This window comes from Rhodococcoides trifolii (assembly GCF_014635345.1).
Lineage (GTDB): Bacteria > Actinomycetota > Actinomycetes > Mycobacteriales > Mycobacteriaceae > Rhodococcoides > Rhodococcoides trifolii.
Genome location: NZ_BMCU01000001.1, coordinates 609,222 through 627,987 on the forward strand (window position 1 = coordinate 609,222; position 18,766 = coordinate 627,987).

Annotated in this window: 27 protein-coding genes; 17 read left to right on the plus strand and 10 right to left on the minus strand. The window is 66.5% G+C overall.

Going from position 1 to position 18,766, the window contains the following annotated elements; all coding sequences use genetic code 11:
- The first annotated feature begins 3 nt into the window (after positions 1 to 3).
- A complete protein-coding gene (locus IEW02_RS02860) occupies positions 4 to 690 on the plus strand; it encodes a type 1 glutamine amidotransferase (RefSeq protein WP_188543168.1) in 687 nt (228 codons plus the stop codon).
- Here the strand turns inward: IEW02_RS02860 and IEW02_RS02865 are convergent.
- From IEW02_RS02865 to IEW02_RS02895, 7 genes are all read right to left on the minus strand, one after another.
- A complete protein-coding gene (locus tag IEW02_RS02865; protein WP_229745749.1) occupies positions 687 to 1,565 on the minus strand; it encodes a CDP-alcohol phosphatidyltransferase family protein in 879 nt (292 codons plus the stop codon). The genes IEW02_RS02860 and IEW02_RS02865 overlap by 4 nt on opposite strands.
- Positions 1,562 to 2,290 carry a phosphatidylserine decarboxylase gene (locus tag IEW02_RS02870; RefSeq protein WP_188543169.1) on the minus strand — a complete coding sequence of 243 codons (729 nt, stop codon included), beginning with the start codon at positions 2,288 to 2,290 and terminating at the stop codon, positions 1,562 to 1,564. The genes IEW02_RS02865 and IEW02_RS02870 overlap by 4 nt, the downstream gene beginning before the upstream one ends.
- A 96-nt stretch (positions 2,291 to 2,386) precedes the next feature.
- The gene (locus tag IEW02_RS02875) at positions 2,387 to 2,656 is read right to left on the minus strand and encodes a GlsB/YeaQ/YmgE family stress response membrane protein (RefSeq protein WP_188543170.1); all 270 of its coding nucleotides are present in this window, start codon (positions 2,654 to 2,656) and stop codon (positions 2,387 to 2,389) included.
- A 103-nt stretch (positions 2,657 to 2,759) separates the two neighbouring features.
- Positions 2,760 to 3,998, minus strand: coding sequence for a PQQ-dependent sugar dehydrogenase (locus IEW02_RS02880; protein WP_188543171.1), 1,239 nt, complete (start codon positions 3,996 to 3,998; stop codon positions 2,760 to 2,762).
- Positions 3,995 to 4,465, minus strand: coding sequence for an SRPBCC family protein (locus IEW02_RS02885; protein ID WP_188543172.1), 471 nt, complete (start codon positions 4,463 to 4,465; stop codon positions 3,995 to 3,997). The genes IEW02_RS02880 and IEW02_RS02885 overlap by 4 nt, the downstream gene beginning before the upstream one ends.
- A gap of 60 nt (positions 4,466 to 4,525) precedes the next feature.
- A complete protein-coding gene (locus IEW02_RS02890) occupies positions 4,526 to 4,981 on the minus strand; it encodes an Asp23/Gls24 family envelope stress response protein (RefSeq protein ID WP_188543173.1) in 456 nt (151 codons plus the stop codon).
- The gene (locus IEW02_RS02895) at positions 4,972 to 5,544 is read right to left on the minus strand and encodes an RNA polymerase sigma factor (protein ID WP_229745750.1); all 573 of its coding nucleotides are present in this window, start codon (positions 5,542 to 5,544) and stop codon (positions 4,972 to 4,974) included. The genes IEW02_RS02890 and IEW02_RS02895 overlap by 10 nt, the downstream gene beginning before the upstream one ends.
- Before the next feature lie 78 nt (positions 5,545 to 5,622).
- Between IEW02_RS02895 and IEW02_RS02900 the strand changes: the two genes are divergently transcribed.
- The 6 genes from IEW02_RS02900 to IEW02_RS02925 are packed head-to-tail and all read left to right on the plus strand — an operon-like array spanning position 5,623 to position 8,340.
- Positions 5,623 to 6,099: an Asp23/Gls24 family envelope stress response protein gene (locus tag IEW02_RS02900; protein ID WP_188543174.1), complete on the plus strand. Its 477-nt coding sequence runs from the start codon at positions 5,623 to 5,625 to the stop codon at positions 6,097 to 6,099.
- Positions 6,096 to 6,374, plus strand: a complete 279-nt coding sequence (locus IEW02_RS02905; RefSeq protein ID WP_188543175.1) for an Asp23/Gls24 family envelope stress response protein — start codon at positions 6,096 to 6,098, stop codon at positions 6,372 to 6,374. Before IEW02_RS02900 ends, IEW02_RS02905 begins: the two co-directional genes overlap by 4 nt.
- A 25-nt stretch (positions 6,375 to 6,399) precedes the next feature.
- Complete coding sequence (locus IEW02_RS02910; RefSeq protein WP_188543176.1) at positions 6,400 to 6,654, plus strand: hypothetical protein; 255 nt, start codon at positions 6,400 to 6,402, stop codon at positions 6,652 to 6,654.
- A gap of 33 nt (positions 6,655 to 6,687) precedes the next feature.
- A complete protein-coding gene (locus tag IEW02_RS02915; RefSeq protein ID WP_188543177.1) occupies positions 6,688 to 6,867 on the plus strand; it encodes a hypothetical protein in 180 nt (59 codons plus the stop codon).
- Complete coding sequence (locus IEW02_RS02920; RefSeq protein WP_188543178.1) at positions 6,860 to 7,801, plus strand: DUF6286 domain-containing Asp23/Gls24 family envelope stress response protein; 942 nt, start codon at positions 6,860 to 6,862, stop codon at positions 7,799 to 7,801. Before IEW02_RS02915 ends, IEW02_RS02920 begins: the two co-directional genes overlap by 8 nt.
- The gene (locus tag IEW02_RS02925; protein WP_188543179.1) at positions 7,798 to 8,340 is read left to right on the plus strand and encodes a hypothetical protein; all 543 of its coding nucleotides are present in this window, start codon (positions 7,798 to 7,800) and stop codon (positions 8,338 to 8,340) included. Before IEW02_RS02920 ends, IEW02_RS02925 begins: the two co-directional genes overlap by 4 nt.
- A 22-nt stretch (positions 8,341 to 8,362) precedes the next feature.
- Here the strand turns inward: IEW02_RS02925 and IEW02_RS02930 are convergent, their stop codons facing one another.
- Both IEW02_RS02930 and IEW02_RS02935 read right to left on the minus strand, forming a co-directional pair.
- The gene (locus tag IEW02_RS02930; protein ID WP_188543180.1) at positions 8,363 to 8,746 is read right to left on the minus strand and encodes a DUF1304 domain-containing protein; all 384 of its coding nucleotides are present in this window, start codon (positions 8,744 to 8,746) and stop codon (positions 8,363 to 8,365) included.
- Positions 8,743 to 9,183: a YdeI/OmpD-associated family protein gene (locus IEW02_RS02935; protein WP_188543181.1), complete on the minus strand. Its 441-nt coding sequence runs from the start codon at positions 9,181 to 9,183 to the stop codon at positions 8,743 to 8,745. Before IEW02_RS02935 ends, IEW02_RS02930 begins: the two co-directional genes overlap by 4 nt.
- A 57-nt stretch (positions 9,184 to 9,240) precedes the next feature.
- Between IEW02_RS02935 and IEW02_RS02940 the strand changes: the two genes are divergently transcribed.
- From IEW02_RS02940 to IEW02_RS02950, 3 genes are all read left to right on the plus strand, one after another.
- Entirely contained in the window at positions 9,241 to 9,843 is a 603-nt protein-coding gene (locus tag IEW02_RS02940; protein ID WP_188543182.1) for a TetR family transcriptional regulator, read from the plus strand.
- On the plus strand, positions 9,840 to 11,477 hold the full coding sequence (locus IEW02_RS02945; protein WP_188543183.1) for an acyl-CoA dehydrogenase family protein: 1,638 nt from the start codon (positions 9,840 to 9,842) through the stop codon (positions 11,475 to 11,477). The genes IEW02_RS02940 and IEW02_RS02945 overlap by 4 nt, the downstream gene beginning before the upstream one ends.
- 110 nt (positions 11,478 to 11,587) lie before the next feature.
- On the plus strand, positions 11,588 to 11,872 hold the full coding sequence (locus tag IEW02_RS02950; protein ID WP_188543184.1) for a hypothetical protein: 285 nt from the start codon (positions 11,588 to 11,590) through the stop codon (positions 11,870 to 11,872).
- Here IEW02_RS02950 and IEW02_RS02955 read toward each other — a convergent pair.
- Positions 11,869 to 12,279 (minus strand): DUF5997 family protein, encoded by a 411-nt coding sequence (locus IEW02_RS02955; protein WP_188543185.1) that lies wholly within the window; start codon positions 12,277 to 12,279, stop codon positions 11,869 to 11,871. The two genes, IEW02_RS02950 and IEW02_RS02955, sit on opposite strands and share 4 nt — an antisense overlap.
- Positions 12,280 to 12,322: 43 nt before the next feature.
- Between IEW02_RS02955 and IEW02_RS02960 the strand changes: the two genes are divergently transcribed.
- The 7 genes from IEW02_RS02960 (at position 12,323) to IEW02_RS02990 (ending at position 18,745) form a co-directional block, all read left to right on the plus strand.
- Positions 12,323 to 13,249, plus strand: a complete 927-nt coding sequence (locus tag IEW02_RS02960; protein ID WP_229745751.1) for a LysR family transcriptional regulator — start codon at positions 12,323 to 12,325, stop codon at positions 13,247 to 13,249.
- Between the two features lie 13 nt (positions 13,250 to 13,262).
- Positions 13,263 to 13,703: a DUF427 domain-containing protein gene (locus tag IEW02_RS02965; RefSeq protein ID WP_188543186.1), complete on the plus strand. Its 441-nt coding sequence runs from the start codon at positions 13,263 to 13,265 to the stop codon at positions 13,701 to 13,703.
- A gap of 30 nt (positions 13,704 to 13,733) precedes the next feature.
- Positions 13,734 to 15,410: an NAD(P)/FAD-dependent oxidoreductase gene (locus tag IEW02_RS02970; protein WP_188543187.1), complete on the plus strand. Its 1,677-nt coding sequence runs from the start codon at positions 13,734 to 13,736 to the stop codon at positions 15,408 to 15,410.
- A 13-nt stretch (positions 15,411 to 15,423) separates the two neighbouring features.
- A complete protein-coding gene (locus IEW02_RS02975) occupies positions 15,424 to 16,899 on the plus strand; it encodes an ATP-binding protein (protein WP_188543188.1) in 1,476 nt (491 codons plus the stop codon).
- Between the two features lie 6 nt (positions 16,900 to 16,905).
- Positions 16,906 to 17,253, plus strand: coding sequence for a UBP-type zinc finger domain-containing protein (locus tag IEW02_RS02980; protein WP_188543189.1), 348 nt, complete (start codon positions 16,906 to 16,908; stop codon positions 17,251 to 17,253).
- Between the two features lie 77 nt (positions 17,254 to 17,330).
- The gene (locus IEW02_RS02985) at positions 17,331 to 17,846 is read left to right on the plus strand and encodes a DUF6764 family protein (protein ID WP_229745752.1); all 516 of its coding nucleotides are present in this window, start codon (positions 17,331 to 17,333) and stop codon (positions 17,844 to 17,846) included.
- A 26-nt stretch (positions 17,847 to 17,872) separates the two neighbouring features.
- Positions 17,873 to 18,745, plus strand: a complete 873-nt coding sequence (locus IEW02_RS02990) for a DMT family transporter (protein WP_188543190.1) — start codon at positions 17,873 to 17,875, stop codon at positions 18,743 to 18,745.
- The last annotated feature ends 21 nt before the right edge of the window (positions 18,746 to 18,766 follow it).

Below are 18,766 nucleotides of genomic sequence, written 5' to 3' on the forward strand. Positions count from 1 at the left end.
GACATGCCCCACGCACTCGTCGTCTTCCACGAACGCGACCACGGTCTCGGAGTCCGGAACATCGGCTCGATCGCCCCTGCCCTGCGCGAGCGTGGATACGAGGTCGAGGCGGTGACCTTCGAATCCGACGGGTCCACGCCCTCGCTGGACGGCGTGGACGTCGTGGTGCTCATGGGGTCACCGGACGCGGCGTACGACGACACGCTGCCGTGGCTCGCCGCCGAGATCGAGTTCGTCGAACAGGCTGTTGCGCATGAGATTCCGACCCTCGGCGTGTGTTTCGGTGGTCAGCTGCTCGCGCGTGCGCTCGGCGGAAGTGTGCGCCGAGCGGACCAGGAGGAGATCGGGTTCGTCACCGTAGAGTCCGACGACCCCGCGCTCATCGCACCCGGCCCGTGGATGCAGTTTCACTACGACACGTTCACCATCCCTCCCGGTGCGACGTCCATCGCCCGGACGGCAGCGGCAGAGCAGGCCTTCGTCCACGGGCGGCACCTCGGCATCCAGTTCCATCCGGAGATCGACGCGGACGTGTTCGAATCGTGGGCGCAGGGATGGGAACGACGCGGAGAGCGGGAGCAGGTCGAGGCGGAGGTCGACGTGCCGGCCCTCACCGCCGACGTCGCTGCACGGGAAGCGCAGTCACGGATCGCATGTGGGCAGCTGGTGGATGCGTTCCTGAAGCTCTAGCGCGGGCGGCGGAGACCGAGACGCGCCGACGACGCTCGTCGTCCCGCGGGCTGACGCCGCCGGGTGGCGCGGCGGACCGCTCGGCGCTCGGCGGGCTTGGATTCCCATGCCTCCGGCCGCGCAGCGACCCAACGCTGGGACCGCACCGCGAACGGAATGTGGATCAGGTACACGACGATGAGGATCATCACCAGGACGAACGGGTAGGTGATGAGCAGGGCGGCGCCGAGTGCCACGAGCACCAGGAGGCCGGCTGCGAGCCGAGGCGGCACGGACACCGTCTTGAGCGCGAGCGTCGGAATGCGGCTGACGATCAGGCCGGCAGTCAGAACCATCCACACGGCGACGACGTAGAACGAGTCCCACCACCCGTCGCCCCACTGTTGATCGGCCGCCAACGGGAAGAGCGCCACCAGTGCGCCCGCCGGAGCCGGTACGCCGGTGAAGTATTCACCGGCGAAGGGTGGCCGGCTGTCGTCGTCGAGCAGGGTGTTGAAACGTGCCAGCCGCAACACGATGCTGACCGCGTAGACGAGCGCGATGACCCACCCGCCGCTGCTGCCTTCGAGGAGGGTCACGTAGAGCACGAGGGCGGGCGCGACACCGAAGGAGATGGCGTCGGCGAGAGAATCCAGCTCGGCTCCCATCTTGCTCGTCGCGTCGAGCAGGCGGGCGATGCGACCGTCGAGCGAGTCGAGGACCGCGGCAGCGCCGACCATCGCCAACGACAGCCCGGGGTTCCCGTCGAGCGCGAACTTGACCGCCGACAGACCGGCGCAGAGGGCCATGATGGTGACAGCGCTCGGGAGCAGCCGGACCGGTCGGCTGCGCTCTGGCCGATTTCGTTCGGATGCAGTGACGGCGGGTTTGCTCACACCGAATGCTTTCTCGGAAGCTCGGCCAAGACCGTTTCGGCGCCCACCGCCCGTTGACCGACGGTCACGAGAAGTGTTGTGCTCGGCGGGAAGTAGGTGTCGACGCGTGATCCGAAGCGAATCAAGCCGTAGGTGTCTCCGATGGGCAGAGTGTCGCCGGCCTTCGCGTGGCAGACGATGCGGCGGGCGATCAGGCCGGCGATCTGCACGACCGCGATGTCGTGGCCGTCCGGGGTGCGAAGGTGCATGCTGTTGCGCTCGTTGACCTCGCTGGCGTCGGCCAGGTCGGCGGACAGGAACTGCCCGGACCGGTGTACGACGGACTGCACGGCGGCGGTGACGGGGCTGCGCTGAACGTGCACGTCGAGGATGGACAGGAAGATACTCACCCGCGGCACGGGCTCGGCGCCCAGGTCGAGCTCCGCGGGCGGGACGGCGGTGTCGACGAGTGCCACGGTGCCGTCCGCGGGAGCGACGACCACTCCGGCGCGGTTCGGTGGGACCCGCGGTGGGTGGCGGAAGAAGGTGCCGATCGCGGCGGCCGTCACCAGTCCGGTGCGGCGAACGAGCGGGTGCTTACGACCGAGCGCGGCCAGCACCAGCGGCGGCGCGACGAAGCGGATTCCCTCGGGATGCAGCGGTGGAACCGAGCTTCGGACGAGGTCCACGACGTGACCGATGCCGGTGCTCGGAGGCGTGCCATTCGGTTCGGGTCGGCGCGCCACGATCTCCTCTTACTCTCGACTGCGTGCCCCGGACACAGAAAACGGGGCCTCCGTCACTTTACGTGAGAGGCCCCGTGTTCCGGATGGTGAGTGGGATCAGACCCGACTGCGACCCGTCACTGCCTTGACGATGAACAGCAGGATGATCGCACCGACGAGGCAGGTGATGAAGCTGAAGATCAGCCCGCCGCCCTGGACGTCGACACCGAGCACGCGCAGGAGGAATCCGCCGAGTAGTCCGCCCACGATTCCCACCACGATGTTCAAGATGATGCCCTGCTGAGCATCGGTCTTCATGATCTTGCTGCCGATCCAGCCAGCCAATCCGCCGATGATGATCCAGCCGATGATTCCTAGACCCAACATGTGAACCCTGCTTCCGACTCGTTGCAGGCTCGTGTTTCGAGCCGCGCAGTGAGTTTTACCCCGGCGTTTGCCGTTTCAACCGAAAAACGGTCACAAATAGATGTCACTTCGGAGTCACAACAAGAACTTCGTCTTCGTTGTCTCCGTTGTCGGTCGTCACAAGCAGAGAACCGTCGGGCTGCGCCGACACGGTTCGGATTCGACCGTGAGTTCCGCTGAGCGCGTCTATCTTCGCCTCGTTCGTCACCGTCTTCCCGTCGTCGGAGATCTGCAGAAGCAGCACCTCCATGTCCTTCTGGACGCCGACGGCGAGAGCTCCGTTCCACGAACCCCAGGCCGCGCCGGTGAGGAAGGATCCACTTGCTGTGGCGACGGTGGCTGGACCGGAACTCCACGTTGCCGCGAGAGCTCCCGGGACGCGCTCGGGGTCGGTCATCGCGACGGATTCGTCGTACCCGTTGCCGTTGCGGTCCGGCCGGTATCCGTAGTTGGCGCCGGACTCTAGGAGGTTGACCTCGTCGTCACGCGACGTTCCCTGCTCGACGGAGAAGACCTGGTCGCTTCCGGGCCGGGCCGCGAGTCCCTGAACGTTGCGGTGGCCGAGCGTGAAGATGGGGCTGGTCGGATCGGGGTTGTCGGCGGGCGGCTGTCCGGTCACCGCATCGACCCGAAGCACTTTGCCCCCCAACGAGTTCCGATCCTGTGGGACGGACGCCTGCGCGGAGTCTCCCGTTCCGATCAGGAGTGTTCCGTCGTCACGGGGAAGAATGCGACAGCCGCCGTGGCGGCCGGACGTCACCGGAAATCCGTCGACGACCGTGCGCACGGGCGTGAGCGAGGACCAGTCGGGTGCCGCCGTCCACGACTGGACGCGGATGTCCGTCGTGGACGAGTCTTCGAACCCCTGGCAGGTGTAGAGCGTGCGAGTCGACGCGAAGTCGGTGGCGAGGGCGATTCCCATCAGACCCGTTTCGCTGCCCGCGAAGAAGTCCGTCATGTCGGCGGCCACCGTCCGCTGCTGACCGTCGGCCCCGATCGCGACGAACCTGCCCGACCGCTCGCCCGTGAGGATGGTGCCGTCGGGTGCCCGCACGACGTCCCACGGGTGATCGAGACCGGACGCAAGGACGGTCACGTCGACGTCCGGCGGTGGTCCGGCCGCAGGTTGGGTCGCTGGTGAGTCGGCAGCGGCGGACTCGGACGAGGTGGAAGGGGCGGCGGTGCTCGAGACCGGACCCGCATCGGCGCTGCTCCCCCCGGACGAGCACGCGGTCGTGAGGGCGAGGGCACCGGCGGTCACGGCAAGGAACAGGCGTCGGCCTGTCGGGTGTATGCGGGTCATGCCTCCACGGTACGAGTCCGTTCTGCCGCATTCTTGATCTTGCGGAGCGTCGCGTTCATTCCGGCGACGAGTTCGTCGTCGAACTCGTCGATGCCGCCGAGCACGCGGGCGACGAGGAAGTTCGAGAGTCCGCTCGTTCCGCCGGGGGCTTCGCGGCGCTCGGTCACCCGCGTTCCGGTCGGAATCTCTTCGAGCGTGTACGACCAGACGGTGTGGTTCTCGACCACTCGAAACGCCAGCGCCGTGTTCTCCTCGAACCGCAGGATCTTGCTCGACGTGGGCCAGAACAGTGGCCCACGCTGGTTGAGGTTGATCGTGCGGGCGCCGACCTTCACGTCACCGCCGAGCACCTTCATCACCCGGCACTGCGGGCTCCACTCGCTCATGCGCTTCAGATCGGACACGACGGTCCACACCGCGGCGGGGGAGGCGTCGACGTCGATGGTTGCCGAGAGGGACTTGGACAAGAGTGACCTCCGAAAGGTAAGTGTGAACGGAGGGTACAGGTGCTTTTCGTCGGGAAGGTGTTACTCGCCCGGAAGGGAGACGTCGAGGACGTTCACGTCGACGTCGCCCGCGGTCAGCGTCGTTCCCAGGGCGGTGTTGACGGAGTCGGCCGCGAGACGGGCAACCGTGCGCGCCAATTCCTGGATGTCGACGCCGTACTCGGCCGTCAGTCCGATCGACACCCCGGTGCACGCGTGGCCGTCGATGCGAAGGTCGACGGACGTGACGGAGCAACCGGGAATGTCGACGCCGCGGACGACTTCGAGACGAACGACGATGTCGCTGACGCGCAGGGTGTCGCCGTTCTCGGCTGTCGGGAACTGAGCATCGAGGGGCCAGGACCGGCGCGTGGTGTCGCGGACGCTGGTCAGAATGCGGCTGCTCAGTTCGAGCCAGCTCGGCTGCTCCTCGTCGCGAAGTTCACGTGCGGCGCGGTCGAGGACCTCGTCCAACTGCTGCGACTGATTCACTGCCATGTCGCCATCCTCTCTCTCAGCGCGGTGCGCGCTCTGTTCAGTTGGCCGCGGACGGCGCCGGGCGACATCTTCAGGATCTGACCGATCTCCACCTGCGACAGTCCCTCGACCTCGCGAAGCAACCAGCAGGCGCGTTGGCGCTCCGGCAGGGTGGCGAGAGCCTCGCGCAGGGCCGACAAAAATTCCGAACCCGACAGCTGCGCCTCGGGGCCGGAGGACGCGTCGGCGACCACCGTCTCGAAGATCCAGTCCTCGGTGGGTTTCGGAATTCGGCGCCGACGCGCGTCGATCGATTTGTGGGCGGTGATGCCGAACAGCCACGTGCGTAGCTTGGCGTCGGACCTGAAGTCGTCCAAGCCTTTCCAGGCGGCGACGAACGCGTCCTGCACCGCTTCCTCTGCCGCGCCGGGGTCCGACAACATGTTCAGCGCGTAGCGGTACATCGCCGGGCCGTGCTTGCGCACGATGTCGTCGAACGCACCCCGATCGCCGAGTGTCGCGGACCGAACGAGATCGTCGTCGGTCCTGTTCGCCGCGATCGCAGGGTTCACGGTGTGAGCCACGTCACGGTAACGTGCGCTTTCAGGACTCCGCCGCGACTCAATGAGCGAACAACCACACGAACGGAAGGATCGACTTCGATGACCACAGCATCAAGTGTCGCTGACAAGGGTGACACGTCCACGGGCGCATCCAAGGATCTGGTTGGAAAGCTCGTCGCATCGGACGGTCGCACGACGATCGCCGATGTGGTCGTCTCCAAGATCGCCGGGATCGCGACCCGCGAGGTTCAGGGCGTCCACGACGTCGGCGGCGGCGCAACCCGCGCGATCGGCGCACTGCGCGAACGCATTCCGGGCGCACGCGTCAACCACTCGCAGGGCGTCTCCGTCGAGGTCGGCGAGCGTCAGGCAGCAGTGGACATCGACATCGTCGCCGACTACGGCGTCTCGATCGCGGATCTGGCGTCCGGCATTCGCCGTAACGTCATCGCCGCCGTGGAGCGCATGACCGGCCTCGAAGTGACCGAGGTGAACATCACGGTGCACGACGTCTACCTCTTCGAGGAAGAGTCCGACGATCGCAGCACCGAAGAAGTCACCTCGCGAGTGCAGTGACCGAGCCCGTCGATCCCGTCGACACCATCGCCGAAGCCGTCACGGCCGTCGATGGTGTCGCGGGCTTGCACGGAGGAATGTTCGGTGAAGTCGGGACCTACCTCCCCGGTAGGAGAGTCGCAGGAATCACGACGCGGGCGAACGTCACCGAGGTGCACGTGACACTCGACTTCGGCAGCGACATCCGCACCGTCGCCGACCGAGTTCGTCGAGCGGTCTCCTCGATCGTCGACGGACAGGTCGACGTCGTGGTCGAGGATGTCGTGCCGAGATGACCGCCAACGTCCGGATGACCGCAGCATGACCATGGACGACACGAGCGGCGAGTACAGAGCCGCTCGACGCGCGGCCATCCGGGCGCACCACCCGGACGTCGGCGGCGACCAAGTTTCGCTACAGCGTGCCTTGGACGCCATCGACAACCGATATGCACGACGAGAACCCGCACCGACCGTGGTGCGGGTTGCTCGGCTTTCGGCCCGTCGGCAAGCATGGGCCGGATTTCGAAAAGCAGCTCGCCGCATGCCTTCTCGCCGCAAGTATTTCGATCTGTAACTTCACGCGTCAACCACCATCGATCGGAGCATCATGAGTTCATCCACCGTCGGCCTGTTGGCAGGCCTGCTGATCGCCGTTGCCGCCGCGGCAGGGGGCTTCACCGGATTCCTCATCGCGCTGATCCTCGGCGCCGCCGGGTTCGCCCTGGGTGCGTACCGCGACGGCGAGCTCGACCTCGACTCTCTGCTGAGAGGCCGCGGCCGTGGCTGATGCGCCCGCCGCTGGGCCGGAGGCGGAGCCCTCCGAAACGCTCGCCGAGCCCGGTGAACGAGGTCGGTTGACCGTCAAGGATCGCGTCGTCGAACGCATCGCCACGCAGGCGATGCGCACCACGGATGGTGTGGCGACGGGCAGTTCGGGCCTGGCGCGTCGAAACGTGTCACGAGTGCGCGTGTCCAACAACGATTCTCACGTCCGGGCACAGGCCGAGATCGGTATCCGCTGGCCGCGGTCGGCCGCCGAGGTCGCCGCCGATGCGCACGAGAACATCACCCGACATCTCGCCGACGCAGGTGTGGAAACGGAATCGATCGACGTTCGCGTCACGAGTGTTCAGGAAGCCGGCGCGTCCGAACTCCCCGAGACATCAACGGCAGCAGACGAACTGAAGGCGGCACTTCTCCCTCGTGCCCGCCCGGCCGCTGCGCCCGTCGCGTTCGTTCTCTCTCTCGTACTCGTCGCGCTCGGCGTCGTCGCGGTGCGAGACGCCTTGGTCTACGCGAACGCGATCACCGGCCAGGCGTGGTCCGGCTGGGTCGCCGACCACGTCGACGGGACCACCGTCGCGACGTGGATGCTCGCGGCCGGTATCGCCGTGGCGGTCGTCGGTCTCCTGATCGTGATCGCGGCACTCAAGCCCCGCGCCAAGCGGTACCGCCCGGCTGCATCGCCGGACACCTGGGTCCTGAAGGACGACGTTCGCAAGGTCGTCAGGACTGCCGTCACGGAGGTGCCCGGTGTCGAGACGGCACGGGTGAAGGTGAAGAAGCGGAGCGCCAAGGTCCGCGTCGTCGGAATCGGTGGTGACACCCTGCGGTCGTCGGTCGAAGAGGCCGCGACCCGTCGCGTCGGCGTTCTCGAGGGATCGCCGTCGGTGAACGTCTCCGTCAAGAACCCGTCGGCCAAGCGGAAGGCAGCCAAGTGAAGCGCGGTGCGATCGTTCTCGACCGATTCCTGACCTTGCTGATCGGCCTCGTGCTGATCGCGCTGGGCGTCGGGGCAGCGGCGTGGCAGCTGGACCGGCTGCCCTTCACCCTCGACTCGCTGAATCTGAGCGGCTACACCGACCTCACCGAGCAGGGCTGGTGGCCGTGGGCGCTCGGCGCGGGAGGCGTCGTCGTGGTGCTGCTCGGGCTGGCCCTCCTGGTCAAGCAGTTTCCGGCCCGCCGCGCACCCGTGGTCTCGCTCGCCCTTCCCGACGGCAAGCCCGGTTCGCTGTTGTTCGACGTCGACGCGGTGGCGGCGCGAGCGGCCGACGAAGCGTCCGAGATCGACGGAGTCAAGAGCGCTCGCTCGCGGACGGCCACCGAGAAGGGCCTTCGCGTGGTCACTCTGCTGGTCACCATCAACGCGAACGCGGACGTCCCGGTCGTCTTCGAGCGCCTTTCGGAGGTGCGTGCCGGCGTCGCCAAAGTTGTCGAAGGCACGCCGTTGGCCGTGCGGGTGCTGGTGTCCGCTTCCTGATCCCGTCCTGTGCGGACGGGGTTCAGGACCCTCCGCCGAGCAAGAACAGGATCGCGAGGAGGGCCGGGACCGCTTGCACCGACGCCCCACGGATCAGTCGGCGATCGGTGACCGCGAGCAACGTTCCCGCGGCGAGCATCGAGCCGGTGCCGAAGTAGATCAGCGTCGAACCCACGGTATGACTGCCCGACGCGTGAACGACCACCCCCGCTGCCGTGCCGATCGCGAGAAACAGGTTGTAGAAGCCCTGGTTGAACGCCCACTGCTTGACGGTCTGCGCGTCCTCGGCTTTGACGCCGAAGGTTTTCATCCCGGCAGGCTTGGTGATGAGGAACGCTTCCAGCACGAAGATGTAGACGTGGACGAGCGCCGCGAGCGCGGCGAAGACGAGGCCGATGGTGGTCACGATCCTGCTTTCATCGTCTCGACGACCTTCTCGATTCGGCGAGTCCTGGTGGCTTCGGTCTTGGCCCCGTCGACGGACAGCACGTGCGCGCGCTGGTTCGAGTACGACAGCGAGTCGAAGGCGGGTCTGATTCCGTTGTCCGCTAACGCCGTTGCGAGATCGTCCGGAACCGCTACAGTGCGCACCGCGTCGTCCAGGACGATGTCGACCTCGACCGCTTGTCCCGCTTCGACACCGGCTGCGCTCCGATGCTCGGCGCTCAGCGGGACGATGAACTGCCCCTTGTAGAACACCAGTGTGCTCGCGTAGGTATGCCCTGCGACGGTGACGGACACCGGGAATCGCTTCTTGCCGGACAGCGATGTCACGACACTCTCGGGCACGGGTAATCCTGTCGCGTTCTTTCCGCCGAGTTCCACGGTCGTCGAGAATCTCACCTGGCAGACCATACCCCGCTCTTGACTCAAGAACGGAATACGCGTTCACTCTTTGGTGTGGCGTACCGCAGAACTCCCGCAGTGCAGGATCGGCTGGCGGCCTCGCGCGCTCGAATAGTCGATGCCGCAGCATCTTTGGTGTCCGAACACGGGTACGCAGGCTGTTCGATCTCCGCGGTGGCCGCCCGTGCGGACATGGGAACCGGGACGGTCTACCGACATTTCGCGAGCAAGGGCGAGCTGTTCGCCGAGGTCTTTCGGATCGCGTGTACGCGCGAGGTCGACGCGGTGCGCGCTGCACACACCGATGAGTCGGCCGAATCCGTCGTCGCCTCCATGTTGGTGTTCGCACACCGGGCCCTCCGCGCGCCCACCATGGCGTATGCGTTGCTGGTCGAACCCGTGGACCCGCTGGTCGAGGCCGAACGTCTCGCGTTCCGCCGCGCCTTCCGTGATTCGCTCGCGGAGTCGATAGACGTTGCCATCGACGCGGGGTCGATCCCGAAGCAGGACAGCGCCGTCACAGCGGCATGCATCGTCGGAGCGATCGCCGAGGCGTTGGTGATGCCGTTGGCGCATCACGTGTCGAGCGATGCGGTGACCGACTCGCTTGCCACGTTCGTTCGAAGAGCCATCGGTATCAAGCAGGAGATGTCATGACCGCCACGCACGAAGTCACCAATCAGGTTCCGCCGCTTGTCGATTACGACGCCGCGGACTACCCGCCCGTCCTCGAGGCCCTGGCCCGCGACGGTGCGCAGGACGGTCTCGACGAGCTGCACCGCGTCGGCGCGCTCGCGGGCGGAGCCGAAGCACAGAAGTGGGGCGATCTGGCCGAGGCGCATCCGCCGGAGTTGCACACCCATGACAGATACGGCAACCGGGTCGACGAGGTGGAGTACGACCCCGCGTATCACCGATTGATGAGTACCGCAGTCGAATTGGGCCTGCACGGCGCACCGTGGATCGATCCGAACCCGCACGCGCATCTCCTGCGCGCAGCGAAGATGGCGGTGTGGGGTCAGACCGACGCCGGCCACGGGTGCCCCATCTCGATGACGTACGCGGTGGTGCCGGCGCTGCGCCACAACCCGAAACTTGCTGCCGCGTACGAGCCGGCGCTCACCTCCCGCGTCTACGACCCGCAACTGGCCGTTCCGGAGACCAAACTCGGACTGATCGCCGGGATGTCGATGACGGAGAAGCAGGGCGGGTCAGACGTTCGGGCCGGAACGACACGGGCCGTTCCGCAATCGGACGGCAGCTACCGCGTGACCGGACACAAGTGGTTCACGTCCGCGCCGATGTCGGACGTGTTCCTGGTGCTCGCGCAGGCGCCCGGGGGATTGTCGTGCTTCTTCCTTCCGCGCGTGCTTCCCGACGGTTCCCGCAACTCGATGTTCTTGCAGCGCCTGAAGAACAAGCTGGGAAACCACTCCAACGCGAGCAGCGAGGTCGAGTACGACGACGCCGTCGCCTGGTTGGTCGGCGAGGAGGGGCGCGGCGTCCGCACCATCATCGAGATGGTGAACATGACGCGGCTCGATTGCACCATCGCCTCCGCGTCCGGCATGCGCGTCGGCACCGCCAACGCGATCCACCACGCCGTGCATCGCAGCGCGTTCGGCAAGCACCTCGTGAACCAGCCGTTGATGCGCAACGTCCTTGCGGACCTCGCCGTCGAAGCGGAGGCATCCACCACCGCGGCGCTCTGGCTGGCGTCCCTCACCGATCGCGCGTCGAACGGTGACGAGCACGCGCAGAGTCTGCGCCGGGTATCGCTCGCGGTGAGCAAGTACTTCGTATGCAAGCGGGCGCCCATGCATGCCGCGGAAGCTCTCGAATGCCTCGGCGGGAACGGGTATGTCGAGGACTCGCGAATGCCGCGCCTCTACAGAGAGGCACCGCTGATGTCGGTCTGGGAGGGGTCGGGCAACGTGGCGGCACTGGACACGCTGCGCGCCATGGCGAAGGCGCCCGAGTCGTTGCAGGTCTTCTTCGACGAACTCGACTCCGCCGCAGGTCACGACCACCGACTCGATGCTGCGGTGGCGTCCCTGAAGGACGGATTCACGGACTTCTCGACCGTCGAACACCGAGCCCGCCGACTCGTCGGCGAGATGGCGTTGGCGCTGCAGGGCGCGTTGCTGGTGCGCACCGGACACCCGGCGGTGGCCGATGCGTTCTGCGCGAGCCGGCTCGGCGGCGACTGGGGAAGTGTGTTCGGAACGTTGCCCACGGGCGTCGACACCGCAGCGATCATCGACCGCTCCACCCCGAAAACGAATGCCTGAAACTGTGGAGGTTCACAGAATATCGCTTCTACCTGCGTAAATACCCGTCAGTGGCGTAGCTTTGTCGACACGGTCACGGTGACCTGTGTACCTCCTGTCGGGGAGCGAAGATGTTCGGTGTCAATACAGGTCAGCTCGCGCTCGTACGCGCGATCTTCAGCGACGAATTCGCCACGGACGGCGTCGATTACGACGCGCTGATCGACATCGCGCAAGGCGACATCACCGATTGGATCGCCGACCTGCACCACACGGGCCTGTTCACATCCACGGAGTTGGACGCGATGACCTGCCTGTGGCGCCGCGACCCCGCCGCCCTCGCCTCGATTCTTCTCGGCAGTGCGGACGACCGCGCTGCCCGGCGCGGCGAGCTGGCCCTGGCCGGTGGCCGCTAGCGGTTCTTCGCCGGACGGTTCGACGCCGCCCGCTTGGCTTCGCGATCCGCCTTGATGCGGGCATTGTCCTTCTGAACCTCGATGTAGCTGGCGCGCTCGCGCACCAGCCATTCCGGCGGATCGGCGTCGAGTTCTGCGATCTGGTCCTCGGTCATCGCGTCGGAGACGCCGCCTCGCGCGAGTCCGGCGTTGGACACGCCCAGCTTCTGTGCGACCACATCGCGAGGAAACGGTCCGGTACGGCGCAGTTCCTCGAGCCACGACGGGGGAGTCTCGCGCAGCGCGTCGACCTCGGCGCGCGTGATCGGTGAATTCTGGAACTCCTCGGGCGTCGCGGGAAGATAGATCCCGAGCTTGTTCGCCGCGGTCAGAGGCTTCATCGTCTGCGATTTCTTGTCCGGACTCACGCGCTCACCCTAACGTGCCGTCCCCGTGACCTACGCTGAGCGCGTGACCGCCGAGCCCCCCACAGACGCGGAACGCATGCGCTGGTTCGTCGCAGTCGCCGAGGAACTCAGCTTCTCGCGGGCGGCCAAATCTCTGAACGTTGCTCGTCAACGCCTCAGCGCCGCGGTCATCGAACTGTCGAACGACGCCGGTGAGCCGCTCTTCGTCCCCGGCGACGGCCCGACCGAGCTCACCGACGCCGGACGCGAACTGTTGCAGCGCGCCAGACTCGCCGTGGCGGACGACGACCTGCGCCGCGCCGAGGCGGCGGCCGCCGCTCCCGAAGTACCCACTCTGCGCGTCGGATTCGTACCCGGGGTGACGGTGACGAAGTGGACCCGCATCTGGGCGGACCGATTCCCCGACATCGCCCTGGACGCACTGGTCGTCGAGGCCGACGAGCAGGAAGCCGCGCTCCGCGAGGCCCGCGTCGACGTGTGTTTCGTCCGGACGCCCGTCGATCGCGAGGGCCTCAGTGTCGTGTCGCTCTATACCGAGCTGCCGGTGGTCGTGGTGCCGAAGGATCATCCGGTCTCCCTCTTCGCCGACGTCACGCTCGACGATCTCGCCGGCGAACAGATCCAGGACACGACCGAAGCCGTCCCGACGATGCTCGAGATGGTCGCCGCCGGAGTCGGCCCGGTGATCCTGCCGCACTCGTTGGCCCGCCTCCACAGTCGTCGCGACCTGGTCTTCCGCACCGTCACCGACGCCCCGCCGACGCAGATCGCCCTGGCCTGGCGTCACGACGGAACAACCGAGGTCATCGAGGAGTTCCTAGGAGTAGTCAGGGGACGGTCGCCGCGCAGTTCCCGCTCGCCGCGCACCGCAACCCAAGCCGCACCGAAGGCGCGCAAGGCTCCCCCGGTGTCCAAGGAGACCAAGCCCAAGAAGAAACCGGCCCCGAAATCTCGTCGGGGCCGCCGGTAGGAAAGGCTCAGCCATGTCGGATAGAAGCGTGTCGGATCGAAGCTCGTCGGAACGCACCGTGGCACCCAACGGCGTCATCGCCGTCCAACCTCTGAACAAGCGCCTGCGCGTCACGTTCGCCGGGCAGGACGTCGTCGACACCACCGGAGCGATCCATCTTCTCGAGAAGGGCCACCGGCCCACGTATTACATCCCGCTCGCCGACGTGCGCAGCGAGTACCTCGAAGAGACGGACACGTCGACGGTCTGCCCACGCAAAGGCACTGCACGTTACTGGAGTCTCGTTGTGGGACAACAGCGTTCGGATGACGCGCTGTGGAGCTACCCCAACCACTACGACGACGCGCTGGACCTGTCCGACTACGTGTCCTTCTACTGGGACCGCGTCGACGAGTGGTTCGAGGACGAGGCTCCGATCACCGAGCCGTCGACCCCTGCAGGGTCGGCGCTCTAGGTTCATAATCGTGTCTGTCGAGAGGGACTTGTGACACAACCTGCGCAACAGAGCAAACCTGCGATTCTCACCGTCGACGACGACCCGGGAGTCTCACGAGCAGTGGCGCGCGACCTCCGCAAGCGCTACGGCGAGAAGTATCGGATCATTCGGGCGGAATCGGGCGCATCGGCCATCGACGCACTCAAGCAGATGAAGTTGCGTGGGGACGCGGTCGCCGTGATCCTCGCGGACTACCGGATGCCGGCGATGAGCGGAATCGAGTTCCTGGAGAAGGCCATCGATCTGTATCCGATGGCTCGGCGCATTCTCCTGACGGCGTACGCGGACACCGATGCGGCGATCGAGGCCATCAATGTGGTCGACCTCGATCACTACCTCCTCAAGCCGTGGGATCCACCGGAGGAAAAGCTGTACCCGGTGGTCGACTCACTGCTCGACGTGTGGGCCACATCGGATTTCCGCCCTGCGGAAGAAACGAAGATCATCGGTCACCGGTGGGCGTCTCGCTCGTCGGACATGCGCGAGTTCCTGGCGCGCAACCAGCTCGCCTACCGGTGGTACATGTCGGACGAACCCGAGGGACAGCGGTTGCTGTCGGCGGCGGGACTCGACGGCAGCCGGTTGCCGGTCGTGGTGTGCGCCGACGGTCAGTGTCTCGTCGAACCGAGCGACGCCGAGCTCGGCACCCATCTCGGGCTCAACACGTCGCCGTCGGAGAAGTTCTACGACCTCGTCGTCGTGGGCGGCGGACCGGCCGGTCTCGGCGCCGCCGTCTACGGTGCGTCCGAAGGTCTACGCACCGCGTTGATCGAACGGACGGCGACCGGCGGCCAAGCAGGTCAAAGTTCACGCATCGAGAACTACCTCGGGTTTCCCGACGGCGTCTCGGGGTCGCAGCTCGCCGACCGGGCGCGGCGTCAAGCCACTCGCTTCGGCGCCGAACTCATCACCACGAAGGACGTGGTCGCACTCGAGGTCAACGGATCGGCCCGCACGGTGCGATTCGCGGACGGCGACTCCGTCGACGCGCACACCGTGATCCTCGCGACGGGTGTGTCGTACCGTCGGCACCCGGCCGCGGGAATCGACGATTTCTCCGGCCGCGGGGTGTTCTACGGATCGGCAGTGACCGAGGCGCCGCGGTGCACCGATCAGGACGTCTACATCGTCGGCGGTGCCAACTCGGCCGGTCAAGCCGCGATGTTCCTCGCGCGCGGCGCCAAGTCCGTCACCATCGTGGTGCGCGCACCGTCGTTGGAAGCCTCGATGTCGTACTACCTGATCCAGCAGATCGAGAACAACCCGCGAATCTCCGTGCGCACCTGCAGCGAGGTGATCGGGGTATCGGGCGACGATCACCTCGAGTCGATCGTGCTGCGTAACAACGCGACCGAGACCGAAGAAACTGTCGACGCCGGATTCCTCTTCCTGTTCATCGGCGCGGCCCCCCGGACCGACTGGCTCGACGGCGTCGTCGTGCGAGACGAGCACGGGTTCGTCGTCTCCGGCCCGGATCTGACCGTCGACGGACAGCGGCCCGCCGGGTGGAACCTCGATCGACAGCCGCACCACCTCGAGACCAGCGTCCCCGGCATCTTCGCGGCGGGTGACGTGCGCTCGGACTCAGCCAAGCGCGTCGCGTCGGCCGTCGGTGAAGGCGCCATGGCCGTCATGCTCGTGCACCGCTATCTGACGTCTTCGTGAGAAGGAACAGCTCATGACCGAGCTTGCTTGTAGCCCACAGGAATTGAAGACACTCTTCCTGTTCGAAAGCCTCACCGACCACCAGCTCGAGCAGCTGTGCGAGAACGGCCACGTCGAGATGATCGAACCGGGCCCGGTGTACTCCGAATCAGACCTGGCCACGTGCTTCTACGTGCTGATCGAGGGGGAGTTGGTGCTGTCCAAGCTCTCCGGGGGCGACGAGGTCGAAATCAACCGGACCTCGCAGCGCGGCGTCTACTCCGGTGCGTGGCAGGCCTACCTCGGCGACCGCGCGCCGCAGAACTACCAGGGCTCGATGCGCGTGACACGGCCGTCGAAGTTCTTCGTGCTGGACGCGGAGAAGTTCGGTCCGCTGGTACGCGAATGGTTCCCGATGGCCGTACACCTGCTCGAAGGACTGTTCTTCGGAAACCAGAACAGCAAGCAGGTGCTCGACCAGCGTGAGAGGTTGCTCGCCCTCGGCTCGCTGTCCGCAGGGCTGACCCACGAGCTGAACAACCCGGCCGCGGCCGCAGTACGAGCCACGGTGTCGCTGCGGGACCGGGTGTCCCACATGCGGCACAAGCTGGGGATGATCGCGTCGGGCGTCTACTCGCCCGAGACCATGGCCACGCTGGTTCGGCTCCAGGAGGAAGCCGCCGACCTGGTGGCGAAGGCGCCGGATCTGTCGCCGATGGAGGCGTCGGACCGCGAGGACGAACTGGGTGACTGGTTCGAAGCGCGCGGAATCTCCGGCGGCTGGGACCTCGCGGCGACGTTCGTGCAAGCCGGGATGGACGTGCCGTGGCTCGAACGCGTGGTGGCGAGCGTGGACAACGACGACACCGTCGAAGGCGCCATTCGGTGGCTGAACTACACGGTCGAGACCGAGTTGCTCATGAACGAGATCGCGGACTCCACGACCCGCGTCTCGACGCTGGTGAACGCCGCCAAGCAGTACTCGCAGATGGACCGTGCGCCGTACCAGCGCGTCGACCTCCGTGGGCTGCTCAAGAGCACCCTGGTGATGCTCGGTCGCAAGATCGGCGACGACGTGACGGTGGTCAAGGAATTCGACCCGACGCTCCCGTTGGTCCCCTGCTACGCCGCCGAGTTGAACCAGGTCTGGACCAACCTCATCGTGAACGCGGTGCAGGCGATGGACGGTCACGGAACTCTGACCATCCGCACGCGCCGCGAGCGCGACCAGGCCGTCATCGAGATCTGCGACACCGGACCCGGGGTCCCGGAGAACATTCGGTCACGGATCTTCGAACCCTTCTTCACGACGAAGGCAGTCGGCGAGGGAACCGGTCTGGGGCTGGACATCTCCTGGCGCATCGTGGTGAAAAAGCACAAAGGTGACCTGAGGGTCGAATCGGAACCGGGAAACACCCGTTTTCAGGTCCGAATTCCCCTCGATCCAGAGCCGGGAACCGATGTCCCGGTCGCCGAAGGTTTCGACGACCCCGTAATCGAAGGGAAATAGCAACTCATGGCCGACATAGAGGGAATCGACGTGTCCGTGGCGCCCAGCGGTCCGGGGTGCGTCGAGTGCGACAGCAGCGGCGGCTGGTGGTTCCACCTCCGGCGCTGCGCCCAGTGCGGTCACATCGGGTGTTGTGACTCCTCACCCTCGCAGCACGCGAGCGCCCACGCAGCCGGCACCGGGCACCCGATCGTGCGCAGCTACGAACCGGGCGAGGAGTGGTTCTACAGCTACACCACCGAAGAGATGTACTACGGACCGGAACTTCCTGCGCCGCAACATCATCCGTTGGAACAGACCACGCCGGGTCCCGCGGACAGGGTTCCCCGGAACTGGCAGTCGCTCATTCACTGACCGAACGGCTTCGACAGGGTACTGTGCCGGGTGCGGCTCGCCGCATTCCACGCACCATCTCTTCCCAGGAGCCATCTGTGCCCACCCGTTTCCTTTCTTCCATCTCTCGCAAGACAATCCGCCTGGCTTCGATGGTGACGATCAGCGTCGGCCTCGTGGTCGGCGGCGCCGCACTCGGTTCCGGGGTTGCCTCGGCTGCGCCCGTCACGTGTTCATCTCCCCCGTCCGCCAACGACATTCGCGTCAACGGCGTGGCGAGCTGCGGCGCGCAGGCCACCGGAGTCGGCGTCGCCAATGCCACCGCGTCGGAGAGCGGCACCGCGGTCAGCGTGGCCGACGCCGGCGGGCAGTCCACGGCGTACGCCACCGGATTCGGCACCGCGCTCAGTTCGGTGATCGGGCAGGGAACCGCGTACGCCATCTCGATCGGCGGCGGTATCACGCAGTCCCAGGCCGTCGACGGAAACACCACTGTCGCCATTGCCGGATTCGGCGGCGGCGCCACCGCGGTGGCAGCGGGTGTGAATTGCGAAGGCGTCAACTCCTTCGCATTCAACGCACGCACGGGAATGGCGTGCATCGCAGGAAGCTGACGCTCACGGTGTTCTAGCCTCTGGGCATGGGTGACTCCGTTCTCGCAATTGCGTGCGCGCTCGCCGCTGCACTGTGTATTGCAGTCGGAACCGTCGTTCGGCAACGATCGGCGTCCGAGGTCGGCGACCACGAGGTCGGCGCCCTCGGGCCCATCACCACGCTCGTGCGCAAGCCCTCGTGGTGGGTCGGCACGATCGTCGGATTCGGCGGGTATGCGTTTCAGGCCGCGGCTCTCGGCCTCGGATCGCTCCTGCTGGTTCAACCATTGTTGGTGCTGTCCTTGCTGTTCGCGCTGCCACTCGGCGCGCGATTCTCGGGACGACCCGTGCGCGGAATCGACTGGCTGTGGGCGGCAGCGCTCACGGTGTCCATTGCCATCCTCGTGGTGGTCGGCGACCCCCGGCCCGGTGTCGAACGAGCCGAGACCAAGCACTGGATCGTCATCTGCCTCGTCGGCCTGCCCTTCGTCGCACTCTGCCTGTGGGGTTCGCGCCACGGCAGCCGCAACCGCCGGGCGCTGTTGCTCGGGCTCGCCGGCGGTGCACTCTTCGGCGTCGCCGCCGTGCTGACCAAGGGTGTGGTGCACCTCGCCGGACGCGGAATCGTCCCCGTGATCGGCTCGTTCGAGCTTTACGCCCTCATCGTGGTCGCCGTCGTGGCCATCGCCATCCAGCAGTCCGCCTTCCAGGTCGGGGCTCTGCAGGCGTCGCTGCCCGCGACCACCGTGATGGAACCACTGGTGGCCTCCATGCTCGGGTTCGTGGTGCTCGGGGAGTACCTGCATGCGGACCGTGCGGTGTCGGCCGTTCTAGTCGCAGCTTTGGCGGCGATGATCGCAGCAGCGGTGGCCTTGGCGCGGGGGGCGGGTTCGCACGAGGCCGACTCGGTGTCCGCCTGACTCGTCCGGCACCCACGCCCG